The 15,502-nt window shown below is 37.6% G+C and carries 13 protein-coding genes and 1 other annotated feature; of the genes, 6 read left to right on the top strand and 7 right to left on the bottom strand.

Going from position 1 to position 15,502, the window contains the following annotated elements:
• Window positions 1-154 precede the first annotated feature (154 nt).
• The 6 genes from CBF37_RS10985 to CBF37_RS10960 all read right to left on the bottom strand — a co-directional run bounded on the left by CBF37_RS10985 (window position 155) and on the right by CBF37_RS10960 (window position 4,584).
• Entirely contained in the window at window positions 155-532 is a 378-nt protein-coding gene (locus tag CBF37_RS10985; protein WP_476718445.1) for a bacteriocin immunity family protein, read from the bottom strand.
• 91 nt (window positions 533-623) lie between these two features.
• Complete coding sequence (gene mnmM / locus CBF37_RS10980) at window positions 624-1,202, bottom strand: tRNA 5-(aminomethyl)-2-thiouridylate-methyltransferase MnmM (RefSeq protein ID WP_125984796.1); 579 nt, start codon at window positions 1,200-1,202, stop codon at window positions 624-626.
• A gap of 3 nt (window positions 1,203-1,205) precedes the next feature.
• The gene (gene mnmL, locus CBF37_RS10975) at window positions 1,206-2,159 is read right to left on the bottom strand and encodes a tRNA modification radical SAM protein MnmL/YtqA (protein WP_125984795.1); all 954 of its coding nucleotides are present in this window, start codon (window positions 2,157-2,159) and stop codon (window positions 1,206-1,208) included.
• 3 nt (window positions 2,160-2,162) lie between these two features.
• Window positions 2,163-2,816, bottom strand: a complete 654-nt coding sequence (locus CBF37_RS10970) for a phosphatase PAP2 family protein (RefSeq protein ID WP_165866713.1) — start codon at window positions 2,814-2,816, stop codon at window positions 2,163-2,165.
• A gap of 68 nt (window positions 2,817-2,884) precedes the next feature.
• Entirely contained in the window at window positions 2,885-3,967 is a 1,083-nt protein-coding gene (locus tag CBF37_RS10965) for a DUF4097 family beta strand repeat-containing protein (RefSeq protein ID WP_125984793.1), read from the bottom strand.
• Window positions 3,964-4,584: a DUF1700 domain-containing protein gene (locus CBF37_RS10960; RefSeq protein ID WP_125984792.1), complete on the bottom strand. Its 621-nt coding sequence runs from the start codon at window positions 4,582-4,584 to the stop codon at window positions 3,964-3,966. Before CBF37_RS10960 ends, CBF37_RS10965 begins: the two co-directional genes overlap by 4 nt.
• A 305-nt stretch (window positions 4,585-4,889) precedes the next feature.
• Between CBF37_RS10960 and CBF37_RS10955 the strand changes: the two genes are divergently transcribed.
• The 6 genes from CBF37_RS10955 (at window position 4,890) to CBF37_RS10930 (ending at window position 14,708) form a co-directional block, all read left to right on the top strand.
• Window positions 4,890-7,583: a LysM peptidoglycan-binding domain-containing protein gene (locus CBF37_RS10955; protein ID WP_240626713.1), complete on the top strand. Its 2,694-nt coding sequence runs from the start codon at window positions 4,890-4,892 to the stop codon at window positions 7,581-7,583.
• Window positions 7,584-7,629: 46 nt separating this feature from the next.
• Window positions 7,630-7,830, top strand: a binding site (T-box leader).
• A gap of 73 nt (window positions 7,831-7,903) precedes the next feature.
• Window positions 7,904-10,318 (top strand): leucine--tRNA ligase, encoded by a 2,415-nt coding sequence (gene leuS / locus CBF37_RS10950; protein ID WP_125984790.1) that lies wholly within the window; start codon window positions 7,904-7,906, stop codon window positions 10,316-10,318.
• 90 nt (window positions 10,319-10,408) lie between these two features.
• On the top strand, window positions 10,409-12,037 hold the full coding sequence (locus tag CBF37_RS10945) for a putative polysaccharide biosynthesis protein (protein ID WP_125984789.1): 1,629 nt from the start codon (window positions 10,409-10,411) through the stop codon (window positions 12,035-12,037).
• Window positions 12,038-12,113: 76 nt separating this feature from the next.
• The gene (locus CBF37_RS10940; RefSeq protein WP_125984798.1) at window positions 12,114-12,833 is read left to right on the top strand and encodes a pseudouridine synthase; all 720 of its coding nucleotides are present in this window, start codon (window positions 12,114-12,116) and stop codon (window positions 12,831-12,833) included.
• A gap of 81 nt (window positions 12,834-12,914) precedes the next feature.
• Window positions 12,915-14,321, top strand: a complete 1,407-nt coding sequence (gene pepV / locus CBF37_RS10935) for a dipeptidase PepV (RefSeq protein ID WP_125984788.1) — start codon at window positions 12,915-12,917, stop codon at window positions 14,319-14,321.
• A 120-nt stretch (window positions 14,322-14,441) separates the two neighbouring features.
• Window positions 14,442-14,708: a SemiSWEET family transporter gene (locus tag CBF37_RS10930; protein ID WP_125984787.1), complete on the top strand. Its 267-nt coding sequence runs from the start codon at window positions 14,442-14,444 to the stop codon at window positions 14,706-14,708.
• Between the two features lie 706 nt (window positions 14,709-15,414).
• Here the strand turns inward: CBF37_RS10930 and CBF37_RS12000 are convergent.
• Window positions 15,415-15,498 carry an IS3 family transposase gene (locus tag CBF37_RS12000; protein ID WP_420824176.1) on the bottom strand — a complete coding sequence of 28 codons (84 nt, stop codon included), beginning with the start codon at window positions 15,496-15,498 and terminating at the stop codon, window positions 15,415-15,417.
• Window positions 15,499-15,502 lie beyond the last annotated feature (4 nt).

Here is a 15,502-nt window from a genome sequence, read left to right as displayed (position 1 = left end):
CTTCTTCTTTTACTTCTACTGGATAAGCAATCCTTTTAACCATAAAAAACACACCTCCGTTAAATTCATTTTACATGAATTCAACAGGGGTGTTTTTATATTTGTCTCATCTTTTGGGGTCAGTTCCGTCGGTTGCTAATTAAGAGCTTTTTATTTAATGAATGTTAGTATTACTGCTATTACCACCATTTCTAGCAGCCTCCATGATTAAACCGTAGGCTAAGTTTCTCATAAGCCATTTTTTATTAAAGGCTTTATCGGCCTCTGATGTGTCAAGCTTGTCCACATCAGGTTGGATGTCATGAAATAGCTGGGCGATATTATCAGAAATGACTTTGTTCCTTTTGATATAATACCTAGATACACCTTGAGAGAATAATTGAATTGACTCACCGTAATAAGTTTCATCAAAACTGTGATTAGTTAATATCTTCGCACATTTAAGCACGAGACAATTCCAGTAAGGATTATTTTTAACGACAGGATCTTTAAAAAGCACATCTAAACGATGATAGAAAGTCTTAGTATCCATCAAAATCAGCTCTTTTCATTTTATGTCTTAACTTCATTTTAGCATACCCTACTTTAAAAGGTGTTATGCTACTACCTAATAATATAAACAATTAGTCGGTTTTATGTTTTTTTCGTTCGATACAAATTAAACTTGGCGGAGAATGCTGCTGATTGATAAATTCATAGTTTAAAACGGAGTACTTTTCTTGCGGCAATGCTGCAGCAAAATTTAGGACAGCTTCTTTTTCTTGCTGTCCACCAGGGTGACCAGAGTAGATAACCAAAATAATTCGTCCTCGCGGTGTCAATCTTTTAAGTAAGGCCTCGAGGGCAGTTAAGGTTGTTTGCCCCGTGGTGATAACTGTCTTATCGCTGTTAGGTAAATACCCTAAATTGAAAACAGCGGCTTTGATTGGCTGTTCTAAAGCAATGACTTGATTGATGGTTTCATGTCCTTTAAGAAAAAGAGTTGCCCGATTTAATAGCCCAGCTTCAACTAGCCGCTTAGTTGTTGTTTGAACAGCCTGTTCTTGAACATCAAAAGCAAAAACATGACCTGTTCGTCCAACTAATTCAGCTAAAAATGACGTGTCAAAACCGTTTCCCATTGTTCCATCAACAACATAATCGCCAGGCTGAACAATTTCTTTTAAAAGAGTATGGCTGTAGTGTAAAGCAGATTGAAGCATCGTTTAATTCTCCTTTAGTCGAGCATTCAGTCGACCTTGATATGTTTTTCGCTGTGCCAGTTCGTGATCGATTGCATTCAGGACTTCCCATTTCTTTAAACTCCACATTGGTCCGATAATGGTGTCACGCGGTGCATCACCGGTCAAACGGTGAATGATGATTTCTGGCGGGATAATTTCTAATTGGTCGCAAATAATTGAGACGTATTCTTTTCGTGACAGCAAGGACAGTCGGCCTTCCATATAATCTTTCATCATTTTGGTGTTGGTCATTAAGTGAAGCAAGTGAAGTTTGATTCCCTGAATATCAGAATCAACAACAGTTCGCCGAACATTTTCCAGCATCATGTCATGAGTTTCTCCAGGCAAACCGTTGATTAAGTGCGTGCAGACATTGATATTATGTTTTCTTAGTTTTGCAACGCCGTCTAAATATGTTTGATAATCATGCGCACGGTTGATCATCCGGCTGGTTGTTTCATAGGTCGTTTGCAGACCTAATTCTAGCCATAGATAATATCGCTGATTCAGTTCAGCTAAATAGTCAACAACATCATCCGGCAAGCAATCAGGACGTGTCCCGATGGATAAGCCAACCACACCTTCCTCATTCAAAACTTGTTCGAACCGGTGTTTAATCACCGATAAAGGAGCGTGTGTATTTGTAAAATTTTGGAAGTAGACGATATACTGTGTCGTCTTCGGCCATTTTCGGTGCATCTGATCGACTTCTTTGCGAAACTGAATCGGCAGCGGATCGCTGGGGGCAACGATCATATCGCCGGAACCCGACACACTGCAAAACGTGCAGCCGCCGACAGCTACGGTACCATCGCGATTGGGACAGTCAAAACCGCCGTCAATCGGAACTTTGAACGTTTTTCCGGCAAAGGTTTCCCTCAATGCCTGATTCCAGGTGAAATATCTTTTTTGCTGGCCTTCTGTAAATTGAAACATCTATTAATCAGATCCTTCCGTCAAAGTTAATGAATTTTTTTTGCTGAAAATAGGGTATGAGAAGCATAGCCAAGTTAGCCCAACTAAAAAGCCGCCAATGACATCAGTCGGGTAATGCACGCCTAGATAAATCCGGCTCGTACCGACTAGAAGAATAATGGCTGCTAAAACAAATTGCAGACAGATACGAATCGATTTTTTAGCAACAAGTCGAGGCAGCAGCAGAATAATTGTTCCGTAAAACAACATACTGCCCATCGAATGACCGCTGGGGAAACTCGTACTGGATGCGTAAACAAGATGTTCAACAGCTGGTCGCGGACGGTTAAAAACGGCTTTTAAGGCAACGTTGCCGATACCTTGAATAATCGCTGAGTTGAGAAGCAGCCAAAAGGCCATTGTTTTATTTTTCCACTTGTATAAGCTGAGGAAACTAAGAATAGTTAGGATAACAATCGTTGGCGTGTTTCCGAAAAATGTCATGGCTTTAAAGAATCGTGTTTTATCTGGAGTAATAGTTCCTCTAACTATTTGAATAATCGGCTGGTCAATAATAGTCAGCATACGTTCATTAATTATAACAGCTGTTGCTAAGAGGATAAAACCTAAAAGAGCTGTAATACCGGCTATCTGCCAACCTTTGGTGTGTGTCTTCATATATAACCTCCTAAAAATAAAAAGAAACTCTGACATGGCAGAGTCTCTAATAGTATAGCATGGATTATTTAGTCATTATCACCTTGATCATCGCCAAAATGATCATCGTTATCATCAATAGACTGAGCATCAATCGTACCATTCTTAGTTTTTACAGTTAAAATAGGCTTTTCAGTGCCACTTTCATATAAATTTTGAGACGTTAATTTTTTATTAAAAATATCCGAAAGTTTTCCGTGCTCTGTTTCTAATCTAACCGGCAAGCGGTTAAATTCTTTTTCAGGAATCTCTAAGTTAATATTTCCGTGGTCGGAATTTAGGGTAATCGGATCAGCTTTTTCGGTTAAATTAGTATGAAATAAAATGTCACCGGTCTCAGTTGATAAGTCGGCTCCGCCGGCTTCGTGGTTGACGGAAATCGGCCCATGTGTACTGTTTCCGTTAATTTTACCTGTTGTATTGGCAGTAAATATTTCACCGTTGATCGTTTTCAAAATTAAATTAGCAGCTTTAGAGTCGTTAATACCGACATGTCCACTATTAGAATTTAAATCAATTGTTTGGCTGGCAGATACGTTAGTTAAATCAGTGTGCCCGCTTTTATTTTTTACAGTGATGTTTTTTGCAGAGGTACTATCAATTGAGACACTTCCAGATTGAACGTTGACACTTAAATCTTTGCCTTTAAAATCATAAATGTAAGTATTTAATTTTTTTCCACGTATAATAATTTTTTCATAATTATAAGGTACGGAAATAGATGGCTGATCCTCATAATAGTCCGTGAAATCAAAGTTAAACAATCGAATTTGCTTTTTTTTCGTTCTACTTGTTTGGGAGATATTCAAAATAGTTTCGTCTTTTCTTTTATCTGCTTTCCAGTCAACGAGGACTTGATTATCAGGGTTTTTAGAGCGATTACGATAATTTAAATGCACTTTATCATCTTTAGATGATGAAACCGAGATGTTTTTTAGCTCATTCGCATTAATGGTTAATGTTTTAGATTGATCGTAAGTATATGATTTTGATAGCTTCGTTTGATTTTCAATCTTGTCTAATCTGATATTAAAAGCGATAGCGCCGATACTACCTACTATAATCAAGCAGAATGAAAAAATAATTAAAAAGATAGTTTTTTTCTTCATCATTGTTTCCCCCTTCCACTAAGCACATAGAAGTTCCATTTACTGTAAGCTTTCAATAATTTAAAACCACCAGAAGTTATTGGTTTTAAAATAAGGCAGCCAATAATACCGCTACCGCATAGAATCAAGGAAATAAATAGCTGCATGAAATTAAATGAATCGATGACAAAGAATAGATTAAATCCTGCCAAAGCTGGTGAAATGATAAAGGCTAATGCCGTTATCCATCCAGCGAAAAGAAGTGAGGCAAAAACGATAATCACCCACAACATAAATAAAACATTGAGACAGATGATCCCGATTACTTGAATAAAACGGATAACTCCTGATTCCGGTTCGGAAGATTCTGCATACGGTTCTGTTTCTTCATCAACTGAAAATTCTTGCCAATCATTTCTGTTTTGCGATTGTTCAAAAGCGTCATAATAATCACTACCTAATAATTCCTGAGCAATTTCTTTTGGGTGAGGCAGCTGCTGACTGATTTCGTATTCAGAAAGTCCTTCAGCTTGCTGTTTGGTAAAGAATTCGGTGTAATAATTAAGAATTTTTTCTTGTTCATCCGTTGCTAGAGGGCGCAGATGCAGTTTTAATTCAATTAAAAAATGCTCCTTATTCATTTTTTCACGCTCCTAATTGTATTTGCTGAGTTTACTATACTCTAAGAAGAATGTGGGAAACAATAGATTTAGATAAAAATCGGTCCAAAGTATGATAGATAAGACAAGAATGTGTCAAACAGATGACAAATGATAGATAACGTGTGTATTCACTTGAATTGCCGGGGGACAGATGGTTTAATTAATACTGTATAATGAACTTTTTAACCTAAAATTTGTGTAAAAAATAAATAACTGCATAAACTATAAAATATAACAAGTTCATGTTTTTTAAAAGAAATCGAAGGATAGGATAGGTGAAAATAATGAATAGCAGTCGGGAAGGGGCACCTTTTTTTTCAAGTAATTTAGTTGTTTTTGGTACGACCATTATGATGACATCACTAATGGCAGTTCCAAGCGGAATCGGTACAGTTTATGCGGCAGCTGATACTGTAAAAGACAAAAAAAATAACATTCAAGCAAATAAATCATACACAACTTTAAATGAGTTGAGTATACCTCAGGGATTGGACAGCGGTACGACATTATTTGATTTAAAGACAACAGTCACAATTTCCGGAAATAATCAGTCAGAATTTAATTTAAATGTATCGCCGAATATCGCAATGGATCAGAATTTAACTAGTATTGACTTGAAAGATAATTCTGGGCAAATTATCGGACAGGCAGATCTTAATCATGATTTGAATCAGATTGTCGTAACATTAAAACAAACAGGGACATTTAAGACTAATCTAATCATACCAGTCACATTGAAGAATACGGATATGACAGAACAAGTTGTGACACTGTCACATAATGATCAGATGTTAAGCCAGCATGTTGTGCTGAATAAAGAAGAGACAGCACCATCTGTGGCAAGCAGTTCATCAACGCAAGAAACAGAGACAAGTGCTGAAATGGTGGCGACAGATCAGTCTAACAAAACGACAACAAGTAGCTCGGTAAAAGTTGTTAACTCTTCACAATCTGTAACAGCAAGTGATACAAAAACAACGACAATGAGCAGTACTGCAGCAAGCAGCACGACAAGCAGTACAACTGCACCGTCAACGACAACAAGCAGCAGTACGACGACAGCATCGTCATCAAATAGTACGACAGCATCAAGTACGTCTGAAACAACAACGTCATCTAAGACGCAAGAAACGACGACAGCATCAACTAAGCAAGAAGCAAAAACGACCAAATCTCAGGTTAAATCACAGCAAATTGAAACAAGAATGAATGTTCCACAAGCTGCTGCGGCCCCAGCTCCGATGGTTACAGCATTAGGGCGTAGCGCACAATCAATTAGCCCACAACATGATTTTGTGTCAGAAGTTGCGCCCCATGCTCAACGTGTTGCCGGCGCCAATGATTTATATGCTTCAGTAATGATTGCGCAGTCTATTTTAGAAAGTGGCTATGGTAACAGTACGTTGTCACAGTATCCTAATCATAATTTGTTCGGTATTAAAGGTAAGTACCAAGGTCAATCGGTTAAAATGCTTACCTGGGAACATATCAATGGACAAGATATTCAGATCTATGATGATTTTAGAAAATATCCATCGTTTAGTGAATCATTTGAAGATAATGCACGAGTAATCAAAACAACCTCATTTTATCCTGGAAATTATTTTTACGCCGGCGCATGGAAGTCAAATACCAAATCATATCGTGATGCGACTGCAGCCTTAACTGGCAAATATGCAACAGACCCAAATTATAACAATAAATTGAACAGTTTGATTGAAAAGTTTAATTTGACACAATATGATGGCGGAGGTGATGCAAGCGGTACTATTAATGTATCAACTGGATCAAACACCAATAGTAACGAGTCTTCCAATACAACTAACAATGGTTCACAGCAAATACATACTGTTCAAAGAGGCGACACGCTATTTGCTATCAGTCGCCAGTATGATGTTAGCATTGGCGATTTGATGAGTTGGAACGGATTAAGCAATCATACAATTTATGTCGGTCAAAAGTTGACGATTAGAGGCAGTTCCGGTGGAGGAAAACCGCCAGTAACGAATGAAGTAAAACCGGATGCTACAATTGAGCCTAATACGTCAACAAATGGCAATAATAGTGGACAAAATCAAACAAACGGTACATACACAGTCAAATCGGGTGATACGTTATACGGCATTAGCCGTCAAACAGGTATGTCCGTAGCAGCCATAAAATCGGCAAATAGTTTGAGTAGCGACACAATTTATGTGGGACAGCAATTAAAAGTGAACGGTGGAGGCAGTACATCAAGTAAACCAACATCGACACAAAATCAAACAAACGGTACATACACAGTCAAATCGGGTGATACGTTATACGGCATTAGCCGTCAAACAGGTATGTCCGTAGCAGCCATAAAATCGGCAAATAGTTTGAGTAGCGACACAATTTATGTGGGACAGCAATTAAAAGTGAACGGTGGAGGCAGTACATCAAGTAAACCAACATCGACACAAAATCAAACAAGCGGTACATACACAGTCAAATCGGGTGATACGTTATACGGCATTAGCCGTCAAACAGGTATGTCCGTAGCGGCCATAAAATCGGCAAATAGTTTGAGTAGCGACACAATTTATGTGGGACAGCAATTAAAAGTGAACGGTGGTAGCGGCACATCAAGCAAACCGACAACAGCTAAGCCGACATCGACACAAGATCAAACAAACGGCACATACACAGTCAAGTCAGGTGATACGTTATATCAAATAGCAAAAAATAACGGTCTAACTGTAGCTGAAGTGAAATCATTGAATCGATTATCAAGTGATATTATTTATGTCGGACAAAAATTAACTCTGAAAGAAGTTAAAATGGCTCAACCAGAAACACAAGTTCAATTTAAGCGTGCGAATACACATAAAGTACAAGGCGGTGAAACGTTATGGGCCTTGTCACAGAAATACGGCGTGTCTGTTGCGCGATTGAAATCTTTAAATAATTTATCAAGTGATATTATCTATAGTGGTCAGGTGCTGAAAGTCAGTTAATTAAGATTGAATTATTTGAAATGATTTGTTATGATATTTGTAATATTACATTTTGTCGAAGAGAAGTAGTAAGTTGTAATCTTTTTTTAGAGAGTGCATGGTTGCTGAAAATGCATAAAGGATTTAACTGAACTTAGCTCGGATAATCAATCGACCGGAACCAATCCGATATCATGGCAGTGAGGTGCTGATAATTTCAGTATAAACATAGGTGGTACCACGTAATTTACGATTATACGTCCTATAGAAATAGTAAAAACTATTTCTATAGGACTTTTTTTATTATTGTCAATCAATGAATAATGAGGAGGATATTTTTAATGGCATATAATCATAAGGATATTGAAAAAAAATGGCAAAAAATTTGGAAAAAAGAAAACACATTTAAAACGGAGGAAGTATCGGATAAACCGAAATTTTATGTGTTGGATATGTTTCCTTATCCGTCTGGACAGGGGTTGCATGTAGGGCATCCTAAAGGTTACACATCGACTGATGTTTTAGCTCGAATGAAACGTGCGCAAGGTTTTAATGTGTTGCACCCAATGGGCTGGGATGCTTTTGGCTTACCTGCAGAACAATATGCATTGGATACTGGTAATGATCCGGCAGAATTTACGAAAAAAAATATCCAAACATTTAAACGTCAGTTTGACTCGTTAGGATTTAGTTTTGATTGGTCGCGCGAAATTAATACAACTGATCCAAACTACTATAAATGGACACAATGGATTTTTACAAAATTATTTGAAAAAGGCTTAGCTTATGAAGCAGAGGTACCTGTAAACTGGTGCCCAGCATTAGGTACAGTTTTGGCTAATGAAGAAGTTATCGACGGTAAATCAGAACGCGGCGATCATCCGGTTTATCGCATGCCGATGAAACAATGGATGTTGAAAATTACGGCTTATGCAGATCGCTTGATTGATGATCTAGACTTAATTGATTGGCCAGAAAGTATCAAAGAGATGCAGCGTAATTGGATTGGACGTTCTGAAGGAGCAAATGTGACTTTTTCAGTTAAAGGAACGGATAAAGAGTTTACCGTTTTTACAACGCGTCCTGATACATTATTTGGTGCAACTTATACTGTGTTAGCACCAGAGCTTCCATTGGTACAAGAGATTACAACACCAGATCAAAAATCTGCGGTTGCTGCTTATATTAAAGAGGTTGAAAAGAAAACTGATTTAGATCGAACGGAATTATCTAAAGAAAAAACAGGTGTTTTTACAGGTGCCTATGCAATTAATCCCGCAAACGGTAAAGAAATTCCTATCTGGATTGCCGATTATGTATTGTCAACTTATGGAACGGGTGCAATCATGGCTGTTCCTGCGCATGACGAGCGCGACTATGAATTTGCTAACGTGTTTAATTTGGAAATCACGCCGGTTATTGAAGGAGGCAATATTGCAGTTGAAGCCTATACCGGTGACGGCAAACACATTAACTCGAATTTTATAGATGGTTTGAATAAAGAGGAAGCCATTACGAAAATGATTAATTGGTTGGCTGACAAAGGTGTCGGAAAAAAAGAAATAAGCTATCGTTTGCGTGACTGGCTGTTCTCACGCCAACGCTATTGGGGTGAACCGATTCCTATTATTCATTGGGAAGATGGTACGACGACGGCGGTGCCTGAATCAGAATTACCGTTGGTTTTACCTAAGTCAAACGATATTAAACCAAGCGGAACAGGTGAATCACCATTAGCTAATATGACAGATTGGATTAATGTGGTAGATGAAAAAACAGGTATGAAGGGGCGTCGCGAAACTAATACAATGCCACAATGGGCAGGCAGCTCGTGGTATCATATCAGATACATTGATCCGCATAATGATCAGCAGTTGGTGGATCCTGACAAAGCAAAAGAGTGGCTGCCGGTTGATGTCTATCTAGGTGGCGCAGAACATGCGGTGCTTCACTTATTGTATGCACGATTCTGGCATAAAGTCTTGTACGATTTAGGGGTTGTACCGACTAAAGAACCTTATCAACGTCTATATAATCAGGGAATGATTTTAGGAGAAAATAACGAAAAAATGTCTAAATCAAAAGGGAATGTAGTTAATCCAGATGATGTTGTCAATCAGTATGGTGCAGATACGCTGCGACTTTATGAAATGTTTATGGGACCGTTAGATGCATCGATTGCTTGGAGTGACAATGGTTTGGAAGGTAGCCGTAAATTCCTTGATCGTGTATGGCGTTTATTCATTGATGAAAATGCTGTTTTACGCGATCGTATTACTACACACAATGACGGCAGCTTAACTAAGGTCTATAATCAAACTGTTAAAAAAGTTACGGAAGATTATGGACAACTTCACTTTAATACTGCTATTTCTCAATTAATGGTCTTTGTTAATGAAGCCTATAAAGCAGATTCATTACCTGTTGAGTACATGAAAGGTTTCCTTCAATTATTAGCTCCAGTGGCACCATTCATCTCTGAGGAATTATGGGAACGTATGGGCAGCGCAACAGGAATTTCTTATGCCACATGGCCTGTTTACGACGAAGCAGCACTAGTTGAAGACGAAGTTGAAGTGATTTTCCAGATTAATGGTAAAGTAAGAGCTAAAGCTACTGTTGCACGAGGTCTATCAAAAGACGAACTTGAAGCAGCCGCTATGGACGATGAGCATATCAAAACCAACATCGAAGGAACAACAATCAGAAAAGTGATTGTCATACCTGACAAATTAGTAAATATTGTAGTCGGTTAAGCAAACTTTAAATTCAATTGAAACACGTTGCATATTTGCTTGTGAACAACTACAATATAAGCAGTATATAAAGAAAGTTGGATAAGAATCATGTCGAGTCGAGTCAACACTGGACAAGAAGCGAAGGAAAAAATGGTTCGAGGCTCCATGTGGATGACCGCAGGGAGTGTGATTTCTCGGTTACTAGGTGCTGTTTATATCATTCCTTGGTACGCATGGATGGGTAAAAACGGCGATATCGCTAATAGTCTGTTTAATAAGGGGTACAATGTGTATGCGTTATTTTTGATGATTGCAACCGCTGGTATTCCTGGGGCAGTTGCCAAGCAACTGTCGCATTATAATTCTTTAAATGAGTATGGGGTCAGTCAGCGTTTGTTTAGGAGGACGCTGACGATTATGGCCGGGTTCGGTATCATCTTTTTTGCAATCATGTATGTGGCATCACCAATTATGGCTGATGGCCAATCAGAGCTGATTCCTGTTATGCGTTCACTGAGCTGGGCTATTTTGATTTTTCCCTGCATGAGTGTTATCCGTGGGTATTTCCAAGGAAATCAAGACATGATGCCTTCAGCAGTTTCTCAAATTGTTGAACAGATTGCGCGCGTGTTTTATATGTTGCTAGCAACCTATATTATTATGAAGGTTCACCAGGGAAATTACGTGGACGCCGTCATTCAATCAACATTTGCTGCTTTTATTGGTATGTTAGGTGCTTTTGGGACACTGATTTATTTTTACATGAAGCAGAAACCGGAAATCAATCGCTTAGTTGCTGAAAGTGATAATGCCGTTACTTTTTCTGAGAATCGTTTAGTTTTGGATATGGTGAAACAAGCAATACCGTTCACAATCGTGGGTTCAGGTATTACATTTTTTAAGTTAGTCGATCAATACACATTTGAGCGCTTCATGTCCACTTTTACGGGATATTCCGATAAACAATTAGAGGCGCTATTCAGTATTTTTAGTGCAAATCCGGATAAATTAGTTATGATTATTGTGTCGCTGGCTACGGGCATGGCAGTGACTAGTTTACCCCTGGTGACTGCTGCTTATGTTCGTAAGGATCATGCCGGTTTGGCTAAAATGATTGGCGATAATATTCAGTTACTGTTTTTCATTATGATTCCAGCAACGTTAGGTATGATTGCGTTAGCTGAACCATTGTACGTCTTTTTTTATAAACCAGATGACTTGGGAGTTCATATTTTAATTGAAGCTTGTTTAGTTGGTTTAATTACGGGGTATTTTATTTTAATGTCAACTACTTTACAGGGGTTATATCATAACAATGAAACGGTTATGATGTTGGGCATAGGATTATTGGTAAAAATATTACTTCAATATCCAATGGTTCGGCTGTTTGAAGTATATGGGCCGTTGATTTCAACTGCTATCGGATTCTTTGTTTGTTGTTGGCTATTAACACAAAAAATTTATAAGATAACTAATTTTAATTACGTTATTACACTTCGGCGAACACTGCTAGTTACTTTTTTCAGTGTGGTTATGATGCTAGTCACTTATGCTTCAAAAGGCATACTAAGTCTGTTTTTAGATCCTCAACGAAAGTCACAGGCATTTATTATTATACTTATTTCGGTGATTATCGGTATTTTAACTTACGGTTACTTATCTTTAAAGGTTCGTTTAGTTGATAAGATGCTCGGTGATCGTGTTGGCGGAATTCGCCGAAAACTAAGAATAAAATAGTGAAGTTTAAAGTCTGGAGGTGAGCGGTAACGTTCGCCCCAGACTTTTCTTATAGAAAGGAAGAATATATCTGATGATGCGACTGGATAAATTTTTAAGTCATACAGGATTTGGGAGTCGAAAAGAAGTGAAAAGTCTGCTGAAGAAGAAGCTCATTTCGGTCAATGACCAGATAGTAAAAGAAGGTAAAAAGATAATCGATGAGACATCTGATCAAATCAAAGTTTCTGGACAATTAGTTTTATACCAAAAGTATTTTTACTATATGTTGAATAAGCCACAAGGAGTGGTTTCAGCAACTGAAGATAGCGAGCATAGAACCGTCATTGATTTACTGGCTGATAAAGATAAAACGTTAGGACTGTTTCCTGTGGGCCGCCTAGATAAGGACACTACGGGTCTATTATTGTTGACTAATGATGGTGAGCTTGCACATCAATTATTGTCACCAAAGAAAAAAGTAGCAAAGATATACCGTGCGCAAATAGCGGGTATCATGACAGAAGCAGACATTATGTCCTTTGCAGATGGCGTGACATTGAAAGATGGTTATACCTGTCTACCAGCTGAATTAGTTATCTTATCTGTTGATGATATTAGTCAGCAATCACTTGTTGATATCAGTATCTTAGAAGGTAAATATCATCAAGTCAAACGTATGGTAGCAGCGGTTGACAAGAAAGTCTTATCACTTGATCGATTGAGTATGGGAGGATTAGTGTTGGATTCAACACTAGAAAAAGGAGCTTATCGTTGTTTAACTGCTGATGAAATGCTTACAATCAAGCGAATTTAACAGAATTATCTAAAAAATCTTTGGTTATCTTAAAAAAAGTGATATGATAATAGCATAGATTTAAACTAGGAGGAATGAAAAATGACAGTTAATTGGAAACAAGAAGTTGAGGCACGTCGTGATGATCTGATGCGTGATCTATTTGATTTATTAAGTATTCCTAGTGTCAGGGAAGATGATAAAGCAACTGCTGATGCACCGGTAGGACCCGGACCAAAAGCCGCATTATTACGCTTTTTAGAATTGGGTGAACGTGATGGATTCATTACAAAAAACGTCGATAATTATGCCGGACATATTGAATACGGTAGCGGAGATGAAACGTTAGGTGTTATTGGGCACGTTGACGTGGTACCAGTAGGACCAGGCTGGAACTCTGACCCGTTTAAACCGGAGATTCGCGACAATAAGATTTATGCTCGCGGCGCTAGCGATGATAAAGGTCCGATGATGGCTGCCTACTATGCCCTAAGAATTATTAAAGAATTAAATTTACCAGTGTCTAAACGCACACGCTTTATTATTGGAACAGATGAAGAGAGCGAATGGAAATGTTTAGATTATTATTTAGAACATGAAGATGTACCAGATTTCGGCTTTTCACCAGATGCAGAATTTCCTATTATCAATGGTGAAAAAGGTAATGCTACAGTTAACCTTGTCTTTACAGGTAAAAATGAAGGCATGTTGAAATTAATTAAATTTGATTCAGGCATGCGTGCGAATATGGTCCCAGAATCTGCTGATGCAATTGTTGAGGTGTCAGGTGATACGAAAGCATTTGAAGAAGAATTTGAAGAGTATTTAAAAACTGTTCCTGTTACAGGTGAAATCAAAATTACAGACTCAGTAGCAGCGATTACTGTTCATGGTAAAGCAGCACATGGTGCAATGCCAAGTAAAGGGATTAATGCTGGAACTTATTTAGCTAACTTTTTGAGTTTCTATGATTTTGCAAGTCCTGCTAAGGATTTCTTAACAGTGATTGCTGATTATGTACATGATGACACAGAAGCAAAACATTTAGATTTAGCTTTTGTGGATGATATTATGGGTGATTTAACGATGAATGCCGGCGTCTTTAAATTTGATGCTAACAAAGACAATAACAGTATTACATTAAATTTCCGCTATCCTAAAGGTATGACTGAAGAAGGAATTGTTGCAAAAATTACTGATAAACTTGCTAATACAGCTGCTGAGGTAGTGAGTGTTCCCGGTGGAAAAGGTCCTCACTATGTTTCTCCTGAAGATCCATTGGTTAAAACGTTACTTTCAGTTTATGAAGATCATACAGGTTTAAAAGGTCATGAACAAGTTATCGGCGGCGGAACGTTCGGTCGTTTATTAGAACGCGGTGTCGCCTATGGTGCAATGTTCCCAGATAGTGTGGATACGATGCATCAAAAAAATGAATTCATGTCTGTAGATGATTTAATTAATGCGACAATCATCTATGCAGATGCTATTTACCGTTTAATTAAATAATAGTCAATAAAGAGGTGCTTCCAGACAAGGTAGTACCCCTTTTTTCTTTAAATGTTTATAAAAATACGTTAAAATAGATGTGTGAAGAGTCTTTTTATAAACGAAAGGTTGAGACAGACAGTGACAGAAAAAAAGTTAACTGCTTTAGGATGGGTTGCCACCGTGACGTCGTGTCTAATGTATATTGCCTATATTCCTCAGATTTCGGCCAATTTAAATGGCGACCCGGGAAATTTTTTACAACCGTTGGTAGCAGCGATTAACTGTACGTTATGGGTAACATACGGATTATTAAAAGAAAAACGTGATTGGCCGCTAGCTATAGCAAATGCACCAGGTATTGTTTTGGGACTAGTAACATTTATCACGGCAATTATGGCTAAGTAAAAATATTAGTAAAAAACAGGATTACTCCTTAATATGGGTAGTCCTGCTTTTTTGTGGGTAAATAAGGTTATCCCCAAGATAAATTGTGGATAACTCTGTGGATAGTGTGAACAACTATTCTTAATCTAGAAAAATCAGCTTTTTTACTGTGTACAACTTTGTGGCAAAAAAAGACTGTTGTCCACATGGAAACAGGTGTTCCACAGGTATTTATTTAGCTATTCATTTAGAGAATCGTTATATTGAATTGACTTGATAGTGTTGTGATGAAATCTGATAAAAACGGGTGCTAACGGATCTGTGGAAAATAACTCTTTTTGTGATTTTATTTTTTATTGGTTTATTTTTTTATCTTGTCTAGCAGCATTTTGCGAATAACTTTTTATTGTTACTGATGAAGCTGTTGAGTCCGAGCAACTGGTTTTTATGGTGGTGAGCAGTTGTATGAGTATTTAAAATACTAACTTAACTTAGTTGATAATGCATCTAAAAATTTTTTCTTTTTTTAGTCTAGATGATGTGTTAAGATACCCCTCATCAATGCGTTAAGAATTTAATTATTACAGGGTCAAATAAAACTTTATAGAATTTAAAATCAACAAGTAGTATTTAAGTCTACTAGATATTTGTCATTATTATATGTTAATAAAAAACTAACGGGGTTGAATGGGACTGAACCCCTAAAATGAGACAGTAATAAAAACACCTATGCGATTACTTTTTTCCGATAATCAACCGGAGATAAGTAATCGTATTTTTGTTGAATTCTTTCTTTATTATAATAGTTGATGAAA

Source organism: Vagococcus vulneris, from assembly GCF_003950515.1.
GTDB classification, from domain to species: Bacteria; Bacillota; Bacilli; order Lactobacillales; family Vagococcaceae; genus Vagococcus; species Vagococcus vulneris.
The sequence above is the reverse complement of the archived record's forward strand: the minus strand, read 5'-3'. Positions and strand labels throughout refer to the sequence as shown.